Origin of the sequence: Acinetobacter bohemicus ANC 3994 (assembly GCF_000367925.1) — a bacterium.
In the GTDB taxonomy this organism is placed as follows: Bacteria; Pseudomonadota; Gammaproteobacteria; order Pseudomonadales; family Moraxellaceae; genus Acinetobacter; species Acinetobacter bohemicus.
In genome coordinates this window covers 74,757-90,505 of sequence record NZ_KB849168.1, presented here as the reverse complement: position 1 = coordinate 90,505, position 15,749 = coordinate 74,757, and the positions used below count along the sequence as shown (strand labels likewise).

At 39.3% G+C, this 15,749-nt stretch carries 20 protein-coding genes; 9 read left to right on the top strand and 11 right to left on the bottom strand.

What is annotated here, in order from left to right; translation table 11 throughout:
- Position 1: 1 nt before the first annotated feature.
- On the top strand, positions 2-553 hold the full coding sequence (gene infC / locus F994_RS08155; protein WP_081399747.1) for a translation initiation factor IF-3: 552 nt from the start codon (positions 2-4) through the stop codon (positions 551-553).
- A 112-nt stretch (positions 554-665) separates the two neighbouring features.
- Here the strand turns inward: infC and F994_RS08150 are convergent, their stop codons facing one another.
- The gene (locus F994_RS08150; RefSeq protein WP_004649815.1) at positions 666-1,124 is read right to left on the bottom strand and encodes an Hsp20 family protein; all 459 of its coding nucleotides are present in this window, start codon (positions 1,122-1,124) and stop codon (positions 666-668) included.
- 309 nt (positions 1,125-1,433) lie between these two features.
- Here F994_RS08150 and F994_RS08145 point away from each other — a divergent pair, with 309 nt between their 5' ends.
- From F994_RS08145 to F994_RS08135, 3 genes are all read left to right on the top strand, one after another.
- Positions 1,434-2,057 (top strand): glutathione S-transferase N-terminal domain-containing protein, encoded by a 624-nt coding sequence (locus F994_RS08145; protein ID WP_004649814.1) that lies wholly within the window; start codon positions 1,434-1,436, stop codon positions 2,055-2,057.
- 108 nt (positions 2,058-2,165) lie between these two features.
- Positions 2,166-2,450: a hypothetical protein gene (locus F994_RS08140; RefSeq protein ID WP_004649813.1), complete on the top strand. Its 285-nt coding sequence runs from the start codon at positions 2,166-2,168 to the stop codon at positions 2,448-2,450.
- Between the two features lie 15 nt (positions 2,451-2,465).
- A complete protein-coding gene (locus F994_RS08135) occupies positions 2,466-2,891 on the top strand; it encodes a YqaA family protein (RefSeq protein ID WP_004649812.1) in 426 nt (141 codons plus the stop codon).
- 33 nt (positions 2,892-2,924) lie between these two features.
- On the opposite strand, the gene F994_RS08130 is transcribed toward F994_RS08135, so the two are convergent.
- The gene (locus F994_RS08130) at positions 2,925-3,671 is read right to left on the bottom strand and encodes an energy transducer TonB family protein (RefSeq protein ID WP_034696946.1); all 747 of its coding nucleotides are present in this window, start codon (positions 3,669-3,671) and stop codon (positions 2,925-2,927) included.
- Positions 3,672-3,774: 103 nt separating this feature from the next.
- Positions 3,775-5,034, bottom strand: coding sequence for an MFS transporter (locus tag F994_RS08125; RefSeq protein WP_004649809.1), 1,260 nt, complete (start codon positions 5,032-5,034; stop codon positions 3,775-3,777).
- 236 nt (positions 5,035-5,270) lie between these two features.
- Here F994_RS08125 and rpmI point away from each other — a divergent pair, with 236 nt between their 5' ends.
- Both rpmI and rplT read left to right on the top strand, forming a co-directional pair.
- The gene (gene rpmI, locus F994_RS08120) at positions 5,271-5,465 is read left to right on the top strand and encodes a 50S ribosomal protein L35 (RefSeq protein WP_004278281.1); all 195 of its coding nucleotides are present in this window, start codon (positions 5,271-5,273) and stop codon (positions 5,463-5,465) included.
- Positions 5,466-5,476: 11 nt separating this feature from the next.
- A complete protein-coding gene (gene rplT / locus F994_RS08115) occupies positions 5,477-5,836 on the top strand; it encodes a 50S ribosomal protein L20 (protein WP_004649808.1) in 360 nt (119 codons plus the stop codon).
- Between the two features lie 288 nt (positions 5,837-6,124).
- On the opposite strand, the gene F994_RS08110 is transcribed toward rplT, so the two are convergent.
- The 3 genes from F994_RS08110 to lgt form a co-directional block, all read right to left on the bottom strand.
- The gene (locus F994_RS08110; protein ID WP_004649807.1) at positions 6,125-6,643 is read right to left on the bottom strand and encodes a tetratricopeptide repeat protein; all 519 of its coding nucleotides are present in this window, start codon (positions 6,641-6,643) and stop codon (positions 6,125-6,127) included.
- A 714-nt stretch (positions 6,644-7,357) separates the two neighbouring features.
- Positions 7,358-7,744: a hypothetical protein gene (locus F994_RS08105; protein ID WP_034696944.1), complete on the bottom strand. Its 387-nt coding sequence runs from the start codon at positions 7,742-7,744 to the stop codon at positions 7,358-7,360.
- Between the two features lie 195 nt (positions 7,745-7,939).
- Positions 7,940-8,752: a prolipoprotein diacylglyceryl transferase gene (gene lgt, locus F994_RS08100; protein WP_004649805.1), complete on the bottom strand. Its 813-nt coding sequence runs from the start codon at positions 8,750-8,752 to the stop codon at positions 7,940-7,942.
- Between the two features lie 93 nt (positions 8,753-8,845).
- Here lgt and F994_RS08095 point away from each other — a divergent pair, with 93 nt between their 5' ends.
- The gene (locus tag F994_RS08095) at positions 8,846-9,628 is read left to right on the top strand and encodes an NRDE family protein (protein ID WP_004649804.1); all 783 of its coding nucleotides are present in this window, start codon (positions 8,846-8,848) and stop codon (positions 9,626-9,628) included.
- A 43-nt stretch (positions 9,629-9,671) separates the two neighbouring features.
- On the opposite strand, the gene F994_RS08090 is transcribed toward F994_RS08095, so the two are convergent.
- The 4 genes from F994_RS08090 to F994_RS08075 all read right to left on the bottom strand — a co-directional run bounded on the left by F994_RS08090 (position 9,672) and on the right by F994_RS08075 (position 13,343).
- Positions 9,672-11,690 carry a PhoX family protein gene (locus F994_RS08090; RefSeq protein WP_004649803.1) on the bottom strand — a complete coding sequence of 673 codons (2,019 nt, stop codon included), beginning with the start codon at positions 11,688-11,690 and terminating at the stop codon, positions 9,672-9,674.
- 214 nt (positions 11,691-11,904) lie between these two features.
- Positions 11,905-12,675 carry a twin-arginine translocase subunit TatC gene (gene tatC, locus F994_RS08085; protein WP_004649802.1) on the bottom strand — a complete coding sequence of 257 codons (771 nt, stop codon included), beginning with the start codon at positions 12,673-12,675 and terminating at the stop codon, positions 11,905-11,907.
- Positions 12,672-13,112: a Sec-independent protein translocase protein TatB gene (tatB, locus tag F994_RS18000; protein WP_004649800.1), complete on the bottom strand. Its 441-nt coding sequence runs from the start codon at positions 13,110-13,112 to the stop codon at positions 12,672-12,674. The genes tatC and tatB overlap by 4 nt, the downstream gene beginning before the upstream one ends.
- A 12-nt stretch (positions 13,113-13,124) precedes the next feature.
- Positions 13,125-13,343, bottom strand: coding sequence for a Sec-independent protein translocase subunit TatA (locus F994_RS08075; protein ID WP_004649799.1), 219 nt, complete (start codon positions 13,341-13,343; stop codon positions 13,125-13,127).
- Between the two features lie 154 nt (positions 13,344-13,497).
- Here F994_RS08075 and F994_RS08070 point away from each other — a divergent pair, with 154 nt between their 5' ends.
- Positions 13,498-14,373 carry an AEC family transporter gene (locus F994_RS08070; protein WP_034696979.1) on the top strand — a complete coding sequence of 292 codons (876 nt, stop codon included), beginning with the start codon at positions 13,498-13,500 and terminating at the stop codon, positions 14,371-14,373.
- 141 nt (positions 14,374-14,514) lie between these two features.
- On the opposite strand, the gene rdgB is transcribed toward F994_RS08070, so the two are convergent.
- Positions 14,515-15,144 carry an RdgB/HAM1 family non-canonical purine NTP pyrophosphatase gene (gene rdgB, locus F994_RS08065; protein WP_004649797.1) on the bottom strand — a complete coding sequence of 210 codons (630 nt, stop codon included), beginning with the start codon at positions 15,142-15,144 and terminating at the stop codon, positions 14,515-14,517.
- A 128-nt stretch (positions 15,145-15,272) separates the two neighbouring features.
- Here rdgB and F994_RS08060 point away from each other — a divergent pair, with 128 nt between their 5' ends.
- Entirely contained in the window at positions 15,273-15,737 is a 465-nt protein-coding gene (locus F994_RS08060) for a GNAT family N-acetyltransferase (protein WP_004649796.1), read from the top strand.
- Positions 15,738-15,749: the final 12 nt, after the last annotated feature.

Below are 15,749 nucleotides of genomic sequence, written 5' to 3'. Positions count from 1 at the left end.
GATTAAACAGCCTGACCGTAATCAACAGGGCGGTAATAAATCAAACCGTCCTGCTTTGAATGATGAAATTCGTGCAAAAGAAGTCCGTCTTGTAGACGAAAATGGCGAACAAAAAGGCATCGTAAGCTTGGCTGATGCCTTACGTGCTGCTGAAAGCGTTGATCTTGACTTGGTTGAGATTGTTGCAAATGCAGAGCCACCAGTTTGTAAAATCATGGACTTCAACAAGCATTTGTTTGATCTTAAGCAAAAGCAAAAAGAAGCGAAGAAAAAACAGCATCAAGTCCAGGTGAAAGAAATCAAGCTCCGCCCTGCGACTGATGTTGGTGATTACAACGTAAAATTACGTGCAATTATCAAGTTCCTTGAAGAAGGCAACAAGGTAAAAATCACCTTGCGCTTCCGTGGTCGTGAAATGGCTCACCAACAATTAGGTCTTGCTCAATTACAAAAAGTTGAAGCAGATGTAATTGAATACGGTACAGTCGAACAAGCACCAAAAATGGAAGGTCGTCAAATGGGTATGCTACTTGGACCGAAACGTAAAAAGTAAGCACTCATTGATCAAAAAAGCACTGCATATGCAGTGCTTTTTTATGTCTGTTTGTTGATGGGACTGATATTGGAAGTTAAAAAAGACCAGTCGATGACTGGTCTTTTTTAACTTACTTCGCTTCGGGTGAAGCAAGCCGTTGTGTTGCTTTTTGGCCAATTGGAATATGCCGCGGTAATTTTTCTTCAGGAATAATACGCTGCAAGTCTATTTTCAATAAACCATTTTCATAATCAGCGCGTTGTACCTCAATATGTTCATCTAAGCGTAAAGACAGTTTGAATGAACGATTGGCAATGCCTTTATGCAAAAATTCAACGCTGGTATCCGATTTTTCTTCAACCGATTTACCCGTAATGGTGAGGACTTGATTTTCAAGATGAATCTCAAGTTGATCTTGATTAAATCCAGCGGTTGCAACGACTATGCGATAGTTATTGTCACCGGTTTTTTCAATATTATAGAGCGGATAATTCGGTGTATCGCTTTGCATTGCATAATCGAATAAGTCATTGAGTCGGTCAAAACCAATGCTACGACGGAATAATGGACTAAGACTGAAGTTGCTCATTGATAGAACCTCCTGAAATTAGCAAAGTTTTATAAACAAGTTTTTGATTGCTGTATTCGCAGTATCTTAAGCAATTTCCTTAAAAGATCATTGCTGTATCTTAAATATAGGATTGCTTTTGTAGATTTCAACAATAAAATTTAAAAAAAAGTAAAAAATCTTCATTTGATAATTGCTTGCAAAATTTTGTGTTCAATCAGGGTATTTGCTACATGAAGTTGTACTGTTTGTTGCCATAAAACATGCTATAACTAGGGGTAAATCTCAATAATGTGATGTAAAAAATGAGAAAGGTGGAAGGTAGATAACATGATTGATCTATATTATTGGGGTACACCCAATGGTCATAAAATTACAATAGCATTAGAAGAAATGGAGTTGGATTATCAAATTTTCCCCATTAATATTTTGGAAAATGATCAGTTTCAACCCGACTTTTTACGTATTTCTCCCAACAATAAAATTCCAGCCATTGTGGATCAAGACGGCCCTCGTGGCGAAGCGATTTCAGTGTTTGAGTCAGGCGCAATTTTACAATATTTGGGACGTAAAACAGGTTTGTACTACCCAACGGATGAACAGCAACGCGTTGAAGTAGAGCAATGGCTGATGTGGCAAATGGGCGGTTTAGGTCCGATGCTGGGTCAGAATCATCATTTTAATAAATTTGCACCTGAAAAAATTCCGTATGCGATAGATCGTTATATGAATGAAACCAAACGGCTTTATGGTGTGTTGAATAAACAACTAATCGGTCAAAAGTATGTGGCAGGTGAATACTCCATTGCCGATATGGCCATTCTGCCGTGGATATTACGTTATGAGTGGCAGCAGATTCAGTTAGACGATTATCCCTATGTAAAAGAATATATTGAGCGTTTAACCGCACGTCCCGCAGTGCAACGTGCATTAGCGCTTAAAGTGGTAACTTGATTGCAAAAAATAGCGCATGTTTTTGTGCTAACATCTCGTGATTATACCGCTTAAATTTCGCAGAAATAAACCACCCATTGCGGTGGTTTTTTATTGGATGACATGATGATGAAAGATTTTTTCTTAAATTTAACGCGTATTATTGAAACCAATGCGAAGATTTATTGGGCGATTATCTTTGGTATTGCATGTTGTTTGTTGCTTTATATTGCTGAAATAATTCATATGCAATCTTTGGCGGAAATGCTAAAAGCGAGTGCAGCATCGGCATCGGGCGAAGTCTTTGGCGTAATTGCACGACGTTATAATTTAGCCCGTGGATTGGTGATGGTGTTATTTATTGTTTGGTCTGTCTATGAGTATAAGACAACCAAGAAAAAGCTTGGGCTTTAACTCTGTATTTGCCGCATGTGGTCTTATGTTTTATTGTTTATTTCGGCTTTTGGTGCAGCAACTTTATTGCCATTGCAGTCCGAAGCCGTTTTATTGGCATTATTTGCTGAAGGCCGTCATTCGGTCATTGCGCTACTGTTTGTTGCCAGCTTAGGAAATATTCTGGGTTCTTGTGTGAATTGGTGGCTCGGTTTTAAAATTGAACACTATAAAGATCAAAAGTGGTTCCCTGTTTCTGAAGCTAAAATGTTGAAAGCACAAACTCTGTATCAAAAATATGGTTACTGGTCATTGCTGCTCAGTTGGGTGCCGATTATTGGCGATCCGATTACCCTCATTGCAGGTTTGCTCAAAGAAAACTTTGTACGGTTCTTATTGATGGTAAGCCTTGCGAAAGTAGGGCGTTATGTCTTTATCTATTGGGCTTTTTCCATGTTTTAAAAAAGAGATGCATGTGCATCTCTTTGATGCTTTTTATTCTGGACATTGATTGAGATCAAATTTGATTTCATCTTTGAAACTTGATTTTTTATAGAGCCATAATGTGCTGGCTGTACGCTTCACAGAAATTTGGCTCTGTGAAACGGCCTGAACAACCGCTTGGTCTACCGCATAAAGACCTGAACCTTTTTTCACTTTAACTTTCTTTACATCACCGTGTTTATTCACTTTAAAGCTGAATTTTACCGCGCGGTTATGTTCATTTAACTGCTCAGAATCGAGCGCTAAAGTCGGTTGGCGACGATATGAAAAGGCTGTTTTTTTATTTTGCTGCTGAGCCTGCCAATTTTTAGAATCAAATTGATACTGGCAAACTTCTCGGTCTTCATCTGGGCTTAATTTTAAGCTGAAGGTTTGGTAGCCAATCACTGGCGTTGCGGTATCCTTTTCAACATGCGGTTTTACATGTGCTTCACGAACCGCTTGCACTAAAAGATTATCTAAATGCGTTAAACCGGTACTTTCTTGTACCCGAGCTTCGGCAATGTTGCCCGTTTCATCGGCATAGATCCGAATAATGGCACTTCGATTTTGATCTTTTAAATCTTCATTTTTATACTGTGGGCGCGGAAATTTGTTCCACTGAATGCGTGTAGTCAAGTGCGCGGGAAGGGCTGCGCTTTTCTGAATGGAAAGTTGTTGTGTGGCTTTAGGTTCAGCACTATAAGCAGCACTTAACGGTAAGCTGATGAGTAGAGAAAAACACAGGATTTGTTTCATAAATATTATTTCTTTAATCAAATCAGAGATGGCAGCGGTAGCGGAGCATTGTAAGTGCGCAGTATTTCCTGAATTGAAAATACTCGCAAGTCTAAAAAATAAATTAATGTCTCTGATCATTGCCTTGACTAATATCTACACCAAATAAATCTTTGGTTTTGATCCAGCTTATGGTCACCACAGCCATGGTCATACAGCCGCCAAATACCGTGGCCATGATGGTTCCCATGTATTTTGCTGCTAAGCCAGATTCAAATGCACCCAGTTCATTGCTGCTAGAGACAAACATGCCATTCACTGCGGCTACGCGTCCACGCATATTTTCAGGCGGATAAATTTGTAGAATAGTTTGTCGCACGACCACTGAAATACTGTCACAAGCCCCCGTCATGGCTAAAGCGAACAGGGATAGCCAGATGTTATTTGAAAAAGCAAACAACAACGTGAATAGACCAAAACCTGCGACTGCAAGCAGCATATTGCGCCAAGCATTTTGTGTAGGGGGCAACTTGGTTAAGGCAATCATGGTGATGAGTGCACCAATAGAAGGTGCTGCACGTAAATAACCTAAACCTTCAGGGCCAACTTTTAAAATATCTTCAGCAAAAATAGGCAGCAGTGCAATCACACCCCCAAACAGTACAGAAACCAAATCCAGAGAAATCGCCCACAGCACAATTTTAGTTTTCCAGATAAAACGAAAACCATCACCTAAACTTTGGATTAAGTTATCCGTTTCAATTTTGGGGAAACTGCGTTTTTGCAATAAGTTAATTAGTATAAAACAGATGGCCAGTAATACAGCCACTGTGAGTAAACTGCTTTCACGACCTAAAAATGCCAGCATAAAGCCGCCCAGCATTGGGCCAATAATCACGCCACTTTGCCAACCAATGGTGGTCCATGTTGCGCCATTGGCATATAGCTCGCGTGGAATCAGGAACGGTTTAAGCGAGGTTGCGGATGGATTATAAAAACCACGAATTGTGCCTAAGCCAAAAATCACGGTATAAATTCCCCAAGACAGTGTATTGACCGTGATATGACCTAATCCATAGCGATGAAACAGCCACCATAAAACCAAAGGTAAGGGGACTGCAAAGAACAAACAGATTTTCATGATGGTCTGTTTGTTAAAGCGGTCGGCAAAATAACCACCCCATAAAGACAAAGCGATAAATGGAATTGCTTCGGCTAAACCAATCAAGCCTAAGGTCAAAGGATCTTTGGTAATTTGATAAAGTGAATAGGCGACAATAATTTCTTGAATTAAAATAGCAATCGTTAGACAGAACTGATTCATCGTGACGATAGAAAAATCGCGATAACGCAGTGCTGCAAAAGCATCCGGTGCAGGGTTCATATGGGTCCAGTATTCTTATGTTGTGATAATTATAAGGCCGAATAGTGGGTTTTTAATAAAAATAGAGCACTTTTTGTATTCAAAATAAGACTAAGCCCCGCAGATAATCAATCGGTATATTTAAGCATCTTTGCTTTTGTTTTAAACAAAGATGCTTTAGAATATCGGCTCCCTTACCTGCAGGTCGTTTTTGCAATGGTGCAGACGTTCCGAACAGGTGTTCAAAAGAGGTTGTTATGCCTAAGATGAAAACTCGCCGTGGTGCAGCTAAACGCTTTAAAGCGACTGCTAACGGTTTTAAGCGTAAACAAGCGTTCAAACGCCACATTTTGACCAAAAAATCTGCTAAGCGTATTCGTCAGTTGCGCGGCTGTGTAATGGTTCACGTGAGTGACGTTGCTTCAGTTCGTCGTATGTGCCCATACATCTAAGGAGATTATAAATGGCTCGTGTAAAACGTGGTGTACAGGCTCATCGCCGTCATAAAAGAATTCTTGCTCGTGCTAAAGGTTACTACGGCGCTCGTTCACGCGTATATCGCGTAGCGTTCCAAGCAGTAATCAAAGCTGGTCAATATGCTTACCGTGACCGTCGTCAGAAGAAACGTCAATTCCGCGCTTTGTGGATTGCTCGTATCAATGCTGGTGCGCGTTTAAACGGTTTGTCGTACAGCCGTATGATTGCTGGCTTGAAAAAAGCGCAAGTAATCATCGACCGTCGCGTACTTGCTGACATCGCTATGCATGATGCAGTTGCATTTGCTGCTATCGCTGAAAAAGCGAAAAGCGCATTAGCTGCTTAATCATCATAGATGATTCAAAAAAAGACCGCTTTTAGCGGTCTTTTTTTATTGTAGATCATTTTTTTAAATAGATAATAATTAGAGATCAGAGAATTGTTGCATATCTCTCAGATGCAAAAAGAAATATCTCAAACAGTGCGGCAGAACTTGCTCGAAATTTCCGAGATATTGAAAAAAATATCGTCAAAATGAAAGAACGATAAAAGGAAATGCAAAGCTCAGCCTAAGCAAGATCGAGGTATGGATTTTATGTGGTAATTTAACTAATGGTTCTGGTCTTCTTATTTTTTAAGTTAATTTATTATCCCCGATTCGGGTTAAATTAGTTTTTATATCCAAAAATTGGTTTTCCCAATATTTTGCTATATCTAAATCTCTTTTAACCCCCCAACCATTAGAATATAGAGTTACTAATCGTTGTTGTGATTCCTTATGTTTATTTTGAGCAGCAATAACAGACCATTTAAAAGATTTAGCAAAATTTTTGGGGGTATTAAGTCCAAGGAAAAAAATTTCACCTAATTTATTTTGCGCCACGGCATCACCGTTTTCTGCCAAATTTTCTAAATCTTGTATTTTCCAATTTTGTTGGATATTAGCGTAATTTTTATTTATTAGTTTTTTTTCATGTACTTGGTTGTCATAATTTTTGATGTGATTAAATACTTTAAATGTACTTTTTGCGGCTGTAATAGAGCCAAAAGGTAAGGTTGAAAGTAGTTTTGTTATAAGTGAGATAATTAAAGAAATTATAGCAATAACGCCAAATGTCTGAATTAGTAATATAAGGATTTTTGCTATAATCATAATGAACCATCTTTATTAAGTTTTAATTAATTTGTTAGCTATTTATGAGGGGCTATGCTTAGTTATGGCTATATCAAGTAAGTCATTAGAATAAACCAATAACTTAAACCATGGAATAATTTTCTTAAGTAGGATTCCTGTTAATTATATAGTTTTGATTTATTAATAAGAGAGCTTTTTCGCTCATTTCAAAATGAGAATTTTCAACTATTGATCGGAATATTGAAAAAATATTGTTTTAAATAAAATGAAAATCCATCTAAATTTAAATGCTTAGATGGATTTTTGTTAAATTCAGTGGGTGCAGTTATTTGATGCTACCAAGATCAATTAACGAAAGATCGGCAGAGCTACCAACTCATACTGATATTCACCTTAAAGGCTAGTCCCCCTATTTGTTTTAAATAAAAGAATCAATTTGACAAGCCGCCTAATTTGAAACTTTTCGTTAATTCAGTTGGTTAAACCATCAAATAAGTAACTTTAGGCTGATCTACTTCTGTGCATCCTTTTAAAGGTCGATATGTGGTGTATGTGGAGGGAATAAGTGTCACTGATGCATCGTAGCGATAGTCGAAAGGCTAAACCGTTACAGGAGAATCACAAAAGCGGAGCGTTGAGAGTAGTGGTATTGGTTTAAGTTGTATGTTGGGAAAATACACACCATCAGTTTAATTTGACGAGTACATCTGTCCGAATACCAAAACTGCAACATTATTTCTGCTCATCCGCAATGTCGTTTTTATTGAGTAACGATAATGGCGAGAATAAACAAATGGCTAAAGCCATAAAGCCAATCCCTTGTGCACCGGGAATTAAAATTTCCCCATCTTGCATATGCATAAAAATGAGTGACATTAATAGCGCAATCGGAATCCACGTCAACAGTCGATATAACAAACCTGTTGGATTTTGAGCGGCAAAATGAATTTTGCAATAACGACAAATCAGAAAAATGATGCCTGTACCTAAGAACATGAGTATTGCATCAAGTTTGAGTGGTTCCATCCAATAAAGCACGCCTGTAGCAATCGCGATGACAATAAAAATCATAAGCTTACGGAGAGTTGATACTTGAGGGTTAAACCAAAATTCGAGCATAGGCTTTGGGTAACGAGATGAGAACTGCAAGTACTTTAGCATATGAACTAAAGTGAAGCACGGCTTCAGCACATTAGCCGCTCATCTTAAATGAAGCGGAGCGGGATGAGTGATAAAGAAAAAGGAGACTCTATGGTCTCCTTCATTCTGTGTGGAATATATAGTTTATTGCTTTAGATCAAAGCATTTTGTAAGTTAGCTATTTTTTAATGGGCCCCAATCATAGATTTTCTTTTGGTAGGCATACCACATCATCCATAGACCAATCAAAATCATCGGTACAGTGAGGAATTGACCTTTACTCATCCAGCCAATAAACAGTTGTCCATGATCTGGTTCGCGGAAAAATTCCACCACAAAGCGTGCAATGCCGTAGCCAATCAAGAACAGGGCTGAAACTGCCATACGTGGGCGTGGTTTTGAACTGAACCACCAGAGCACAATAAACAGAATGAGACCTTCTGCTAATGCTTGATAAAGTTGCGATGGATGACGAACCAATTGTAGCGGATCGGTCGGGAAAATCATCCCAAGGGCAAAGTTTGGATCGGAGACCTGACGACCATACAGTTCACCACCAATAAAGTTCCCAATACGACCGAACATTAAGCCTGTCGGTACGCAAGGAGCAATAAAATCGAGGGTTTGAAACCACGTCATCTGGTATTTTTTACACCAGAACAGCATGGCAATCATCACGCCCAAGAAGCCGCCATGGAAGCTCATGCCCCCAGTCCAGACTTGGAATAACCACAATGGATTGGCAAGGAATTGCTCGAAACCATAAAAGAACACGTAGCCTATACGACCCCCGACGACGACCCCTAAAGCACCATAGAAAATCAGGTCAGAGACCATATCGGGTGTCCAACCATCACGCTGTTTGGTTCTATAGGTGGCAAGCCCCCAAGCAAATAAAAATGCCAATAAATACATCAGTCCATACCAATGTACTTGTAAGGGTCCCAGTGATACGGCAACTGGATCAATATTTGGATAGGTCAGCATTCCTGTTCCTTGTCATTATGTTTTGCACAGATTTTAGCTGAATGTGATGAAAAATGTTGTACATTCAATGTGTAAAGATAATGAGCACGGATTATGTGTATTGTAGCTTTAGCTTGGCAGGTGTTGCAGGATACGCCGTTATGCTTAATTTCAAATCGTGATGAGTTTTATCAGCGTCCGACCAGTGGTTTAAAAACTTGGCAAAATAGCCCGATTATTGCCGGACAAGATTTGCAGTCAGGTGGAACGTGGATGGGGGTGACTGAATCGGGCAGATGGGCTGTAGTGACCAACTTTCGAGATGCTACCGATCAAAAACAATATCCGACTTCACGTGGGCGCTTGATTCAACGTTTTTTAGAATCAGATTTAACCCCGATCAGATTTGCTCAAGCATTAGAAAAGCAACAATGTGATTATGCAGGTTTTAATTTATTTGTTGGCGATCAGCATCAAGCGGTCTATATGAGTAATCGAGGTGAAGCACCACAAGTCTTGGCTCAAGGGGTATATGTGGTCTCTAATGGTTTAATGACCGAACACTGGGAAAAGACCAAGCATCTACGCAAGCGCTTTACCCAAGAATTTTTACCCATGTTGCAACAGACCACGACAGCAGAAGCAGACTTGGAATTCACAGTATGGGATATTTTAGAAGATGAACGTAAGATTATTGCTGAATTACTGCCACAAACAGGAATTAGTCTAGAAATGGAAGCGCTACTCTCTTCTACTTTTATTCAAAGTCCAATTTATGGCACACGTTGTTCAAATTTTTTAAGAATGAAAAATCGGACATGGTTGTGGCAAGAAAAATCCCAACAAGGCGAGACTCAAGGGCAAATCATTCAGCTTGATTTTGCTTTGAGTCCATAAAAAATGCCGACGTGAAGTCGGCATTTTGTTAAGTTTTTTTCAGCTATTTTGGAGTATCAGTTATTTTTTTAACGATGGATGGCATTGGGTCTGCGGTGATGTAGCCCACTGATGCTGCATAACCATCGTTATAATTTGCATTAATTAAGGGCGTGAGAGCAGTTTTGACGACATTATGAATACCACCCCAATCACCTGCGTGCTGGAAGTTGCTCATAATATAGGTCCAACCATTAATGGAATCGACTGCATGTAAGCCTGTTGCTTCTGCACCTGCGGGTGTAGAAAGAATACGATCAAGGGATTTCGTATCAACATTGTAAGCCCAAAGGAAGTTATTCACATGGTTACCGCTGTCTTCACCAATAAATAATGTGCGCAGGGTTTCAGAGAATTTTAGGTTGTCTGGGCTGGCAATATTATTTGGATTGGCAGTATTGCCTAGGCTGTCAGCAGGAATATCTTCGCCCATACGTAGCATATGGCTTTGATATGGAACCCAAGCACTGTCAATCAGGCTATTTCCAGTATCGACAAGGCTGCCTTTTAAGTCATGCGCCATAATGCCGCCAGCTTTAACAACTTTGCTGAATTTGATGTTATGTGAAGCGACCCAGCCAGTTTGACCTTGCACCATAGAGCCTTGAATGTTAGCCAACGCAGAGTAAGCAACTTTATCTTTAATGTTGACAGTTGTGCCTTCCATCTTTGTAAACGCCATACTGCCGCCTTTTAAAGCTGCGTAACGGTGGGTTTCAAGGAATGCTGCTGCCAGTTCAATTTCAGTTTTACTGAAGCCATTATTGGCTTCTTTGAGTTTGACCCAAAGTGTTTTGCCATCTAAAACAATTTTGGTATAGCCTGTTGTATCTGCTGGAGCAGTGACTAAACTTTCCATGATATTTTCAGCTTTAATACCACGGACATTGACTAAATCTTCAATGCTTTTGCTATCTGAATGACCGAGTTTGATCCATTCAATGCCAGCAGTTGATGTTTCATTCAGCTCATTCTTGTATTTAGCAACATACAGTGAGCCAGCAGATAAGTCTTTTTCTTTGTCTGCAACGAACATGAAGAAGCCGCCATTGGTATAGTCGTCGCCCATAATGGCAGTACGATTATCTGGCATGACTTGAATCAATTCATGTGAAATACGGCCTAAGCAATAATGTTTCTTTGCCGTTGCACCGCCTTTACCATCTAAAACAATTTCAGGCATATGGCCATAGTTGTATGCATTGGCTTGAGTTTCATTACCGTACAAATATGAGCTATATGCTTTTAAGGTGCTGAGTTTCGTACCAATCTGATCGAATGCATCAGGTTCATATTCTTCACTGGAAAGGTGGGTGTTCCATGGTGACATGCTTGCACCACAGGTAATCCATAAGCCATGAACTTTTGACATATCGACATTAAAGTATTTTTTGAGTTCTAAATGACCGGTAGTCTGATTTTGATCTAAAGTGAGTACTGCGATTGGAGAGGGTAATTTGCCATACATATCCTGTTTAGCCAGATTTTTAGATGCATATTCAAATTGAACAACATGAAAAACAGGCTTATTGACGCCAGAAACATTGGCACCTTCAATATGAATCAGTGAAGAACCATCTGGGCAGTCTGAGAAAAATTGACGCGATGTTCCAGCAAGAGATGTATCTAAAATGGGCTGATTGTGAATGTCATAATAACCACCTGCTAAAATTTTTCCACCAGCTAAGTTGTCGACTTCTACACCGGTGTTAAAGAAAGCTTTATAACCGAGTTGGTATTCAGTTTGGGTATTGTTATCCCATTCAATGGTTAACTTAGACGCAACCGTTGTTGTCGCCATCGCTGCTGCATTGCTTAGATCTGGCGCAGCCATTGGCGTGAATTTAGCATTTTTTAAATTGGCTGGTTTGGTTGGTGGTGTAATCACAGCAGCAGTATTGTCACTGTCGTTACATCCGCTAAGTGCTGCGGCTGTACTCATTGCCCCCAAAGGTAAAAATGGAATTCCTGCAAACCATTTAAGCAGATCACGGCGACTTGGCTGATTAGAAGTGGCTGTCATAATAAATCCGTATAAAGTAATAAAAGTATTATTTAGTTCGTTATCGTGAATGATTGTATAAATAGTTGGTGACAGTTCTTTTACATTTTGAAGTCAGTTTAAAGACAGGTTTTACTTTGCTAGAAAGCGATTTGATTTTTTATATTTATAAATAAAAACAATAATATGTGCTTTTAAAAGCACATATTATTGTGTGAAAAGTACATCTCATTATTTAGGTTGCTTTTCGCTTTTCTAATAGTTTTCCTAGCAGTAACCCGAGTTCAAATAACATCCACATCGGTACAGCCAACATAATCATTGAAATGGCATCAGGTGGTGTCACAAACATCGCAATGAAGAAGCAACCAACGACAATGAAACGGCGTTTTTCAACCAGACTTTGGGTAGTGACAGCACCAATTAAAATTAAAATCAGGGTAATGATGGGAATTTCAAAAGTCAGACCGAACACTAAAAAGAGTTTGAGACAGAAACTTAAATAACTGTTGATATCCGTCATTGGAGCAACTGTTTCAGGCGATACACTAATAAAGAAATGAAGAATACTGGGCAGCGTAATAAAATAGGCAAATGCGATACCTAAATAAAATAATAAGATGCTACCGAACAATAATGGGACTGCAAGAAAACGTTCTTTTTCATACAGTGCAGGGCGTACAAAAGACCACAGTTGATAAATAATAAAAGGCATGGCCAACATCAGTGCGACAAATAAATTGAGCTTAAATGGCGCCATAAAGGTCGCAGTGACATCCGTTGCAATCATCGTAGATGTTGCTGGAAGTTGCTGTCTTAAAGGATCTGAGAGTAATTGATAGGTATAATTTCGAAAGGGTAATAAACAAAAAAACAAAAAAAGGATTACACCGACAATCTTAAAAAGATAGCGACGTAATACTACTAAATGTTGCATCACGGGCATTTGTTCTAAATTTTCAGCTCCAGATTTCACGGAAGCTGTAGGCAGTTGGCTTTGACTCATACGGCAATCTTCAATTGAATAGGTGCAGTTCGGGTTTCTAAAGGAGTCAGTAATTTTTTCCAATGACGTTGAATATAACCTTTAGAAAATGGAGCGAAGTCACTTCTTTCTAAGCATTGATAACTGTTGATTTGCTGTTCTTTGCTCTGCTGATCTTTAGCTGTATTGTTGTCATCCGTACTTCGAATTGCATCCAGTTGTTGCTGCATCCGACGTTCAAGTTCGGTGATTTTATCAATTTCTTTTTGCATTTCTTCACGAAATTCAGAAAGGCGTAATTCTCGGTCAATTTCATTTTGAACATTACCAATGAATTTTTTAATTTTGCCATACCATTTTGCAGCAAAACGTGCGCCTTCAGGAAGTTTATCTGGGCCAAGAATTAACAATGCAATGATGGCAAAGCAAAGAAGTTCGGTCATTCCAATGTTCAGCATGAGGGAGTGCTCTTAGCTTTTTATCGAGTTTTCAGCATTTTTTACTTGAGCATCAATGGTGAGTGGCTCTTTAAGCTTAGCTTGTTCAGCTTCATCTTCCTTAATCGACTTTTTAAAATCTTTAACAGCACCACCGACATCTTTACCTAAGTTTTTGAGTTTAGATGTACCAAATAATAAAATCACCACAATTGCGAAAATCACAACGTGCCAAATTGATAATCCTGCCATGTTCTTTACTCATTTTTTATTGAGTTCCATCTGAACATTTTGCCATGACAGCAATGTGACTGAAAAATTGCAGTTTAAAGACAAAAGGCATTTAATCTGCTGTTGTGCTTGATTCAGTGCTAGCATATTTATGTTACGTATTGAGGATGATGTTGTGGCTTTGCTGTTACCACTTTTTGGCTTTTTATGTGGCTGGGGGCTGGCGTCAAGCCAATTTTCAACACGTCTAAAAGCACTGTTTGCAAGCCTATTGGCACGGATTTTTATTCCCATCGTGATTATTTATAACATGGTGTTTTATCAAGCTGGCAGCTTGAGTTTGATGCTCTTTAGCTTTGTGGTTGCGGTATTGCTGTTCTATTTTTTCCTTGCGCTGTTTAAAGACCAATTAGGGGCTTTATGTTTTAGCTATGTGAATATGGCATGGCTAGGCTTTCCTTTTGCGATTGCTTTATTTGGTCCTGAAATTAGTGCACCGATGGTGGCTTTATATGTCGGGGGTTCTATTTTTGGTAATATTTGGGCCGTCACTTCCGTCACTTCAGACAAACAGGCCAGCTCGGATATTGCAAAAAAAGTCATGCAATCGCCTCCCATAATGGCATTAATTTTGGCATTGATCTGTCGAATATTGGGTGTGCAGCATTTTGAACAACATCAATGGATAGATCTCATCTATAGCCTAGCTAAAATTGGCATGAGCTTTACCGGAATGTGTATATTGGGTATGTGGTTGCAGCAAACCAAAGTGTATAAAAAAGATTTACTGCGCAGTAGCCGTGTTGCAGTATTAAAACTGAGTTGTGGCGTTGTGTTGTGTGGACTGACCTATTGGCTGATTCCGATTCCGAATATTGAACAATATATTGGGGTAATGTTCTTACTGTTCTGCTTACCGCCAGCGGCCAATATTGTGGCGCTAGAAACTCACTATCAAGGCACGGGGACTTCAGCAAAAGATATTGCATCGGGGACGATAGTGAGTTGTGTCGTGGTGATGCTATACGGTTTGGTATTGCATTTTTTTTAAAGCTCAATCTTTCATAATGCTGTTCACCTAAGAGTAATTAATGATTACTCATTTAGAAATCTCCCCTCTTGCGAAGCAATGCTTCTCATCTTTGAAAAAGGATGAGAAATACTATTTCGCAAGGGGAGGATTTAAAAATGCTTAATGATTTTTCAAACTTGCTTTAAACAACTGCATCGCTTGCCCGCGATGGCTGATTTTATTTTTATCTTCTTTCGACATTTCTGCACTTGAGATTCCCAGTTCAGGCAACCAGAACAAAGGGTCATAACCAAAACCATTTTCACCACGCGCTTGTTCTAAAACTTCGCCGGTCCAAATGCCTTGGAAAATTTGTGGTAGAGGATCTTCGGCATGTTGCACCAAAGCCAATACACAGACGAACATGCCTTCAATCGCTTCGCCATCTTTACGCAGTGCTTTGAGGTCTGCTAACAGCTTTTCATTATTGGCAGCATCATTACCATGCTCACCAGCATAGCGTGCAGAGTAGATGCCCGGTGCACCACCCAGTACCGGCACACAAATACCTGAGTCATCGGCAATGGCAGGTTTACCTGAAATGCGAGAGGCATGGCGGGCTTTAATAATGGCATTTTCAACAAAGCTTAATCCGTCTTCGATGGCATCATCAATGTTTAACTTACCTTGAGCAATCACCTCAACAGGAAGATTAAGCCCAGCAAATAATTTTTCAAATTCAGCAATTTTCCCTTTGTTATTGCTGGCAAGGACTAAAGTCCCTTGAGATAACCATGCATTTGCAGACATTGTATTTGTGCTCATGAGTTGAAAATGAAGGTCTATATTTTAACTGAATTAGATTGTATAAAAGCAGCATAATCCATGAAGATTAAAGCCAGCAGCTTACTTCGAATAAGAACAACAGAGAAATGAACATGATTCGCCTAGCCACCCATGCAGATTTAGAGCAAATTGAGAGATTAATTCAGCCTTATATTGCTGACTTTGCTATTAGCCGTGAAGGTGAAGAAAAATTTTCTTCAGCGATCATTTTAAGATTATTAAACACGCCACAGGTTCATTATTATGTGTATGAACAGCATGAAACAGTTTTAGGTATTATTGCTTATAAAGAACCCGCCCATATCGTACATTTTTTTGTAGATACCGCCGTACAGAAGCAGGGCATTGGTCGAAAGCTATGGAACTATGTTACAGCTGAACTACAGGAAAATATCACTGTGATAAGCGTGAATTCAAGTTGTTATGCGCAGCCTATTTATCAAAAATTTGGCTTTAAAGCTGTATCGGAGGTTATTGAAGCACATGGCTTAAGGTTTGTGATGATGCAAAAAAACAGAACTGCCCAAAATAAAAAAGCACCCGAAGGTGCTGTCTAGAGTCAGTGCAAT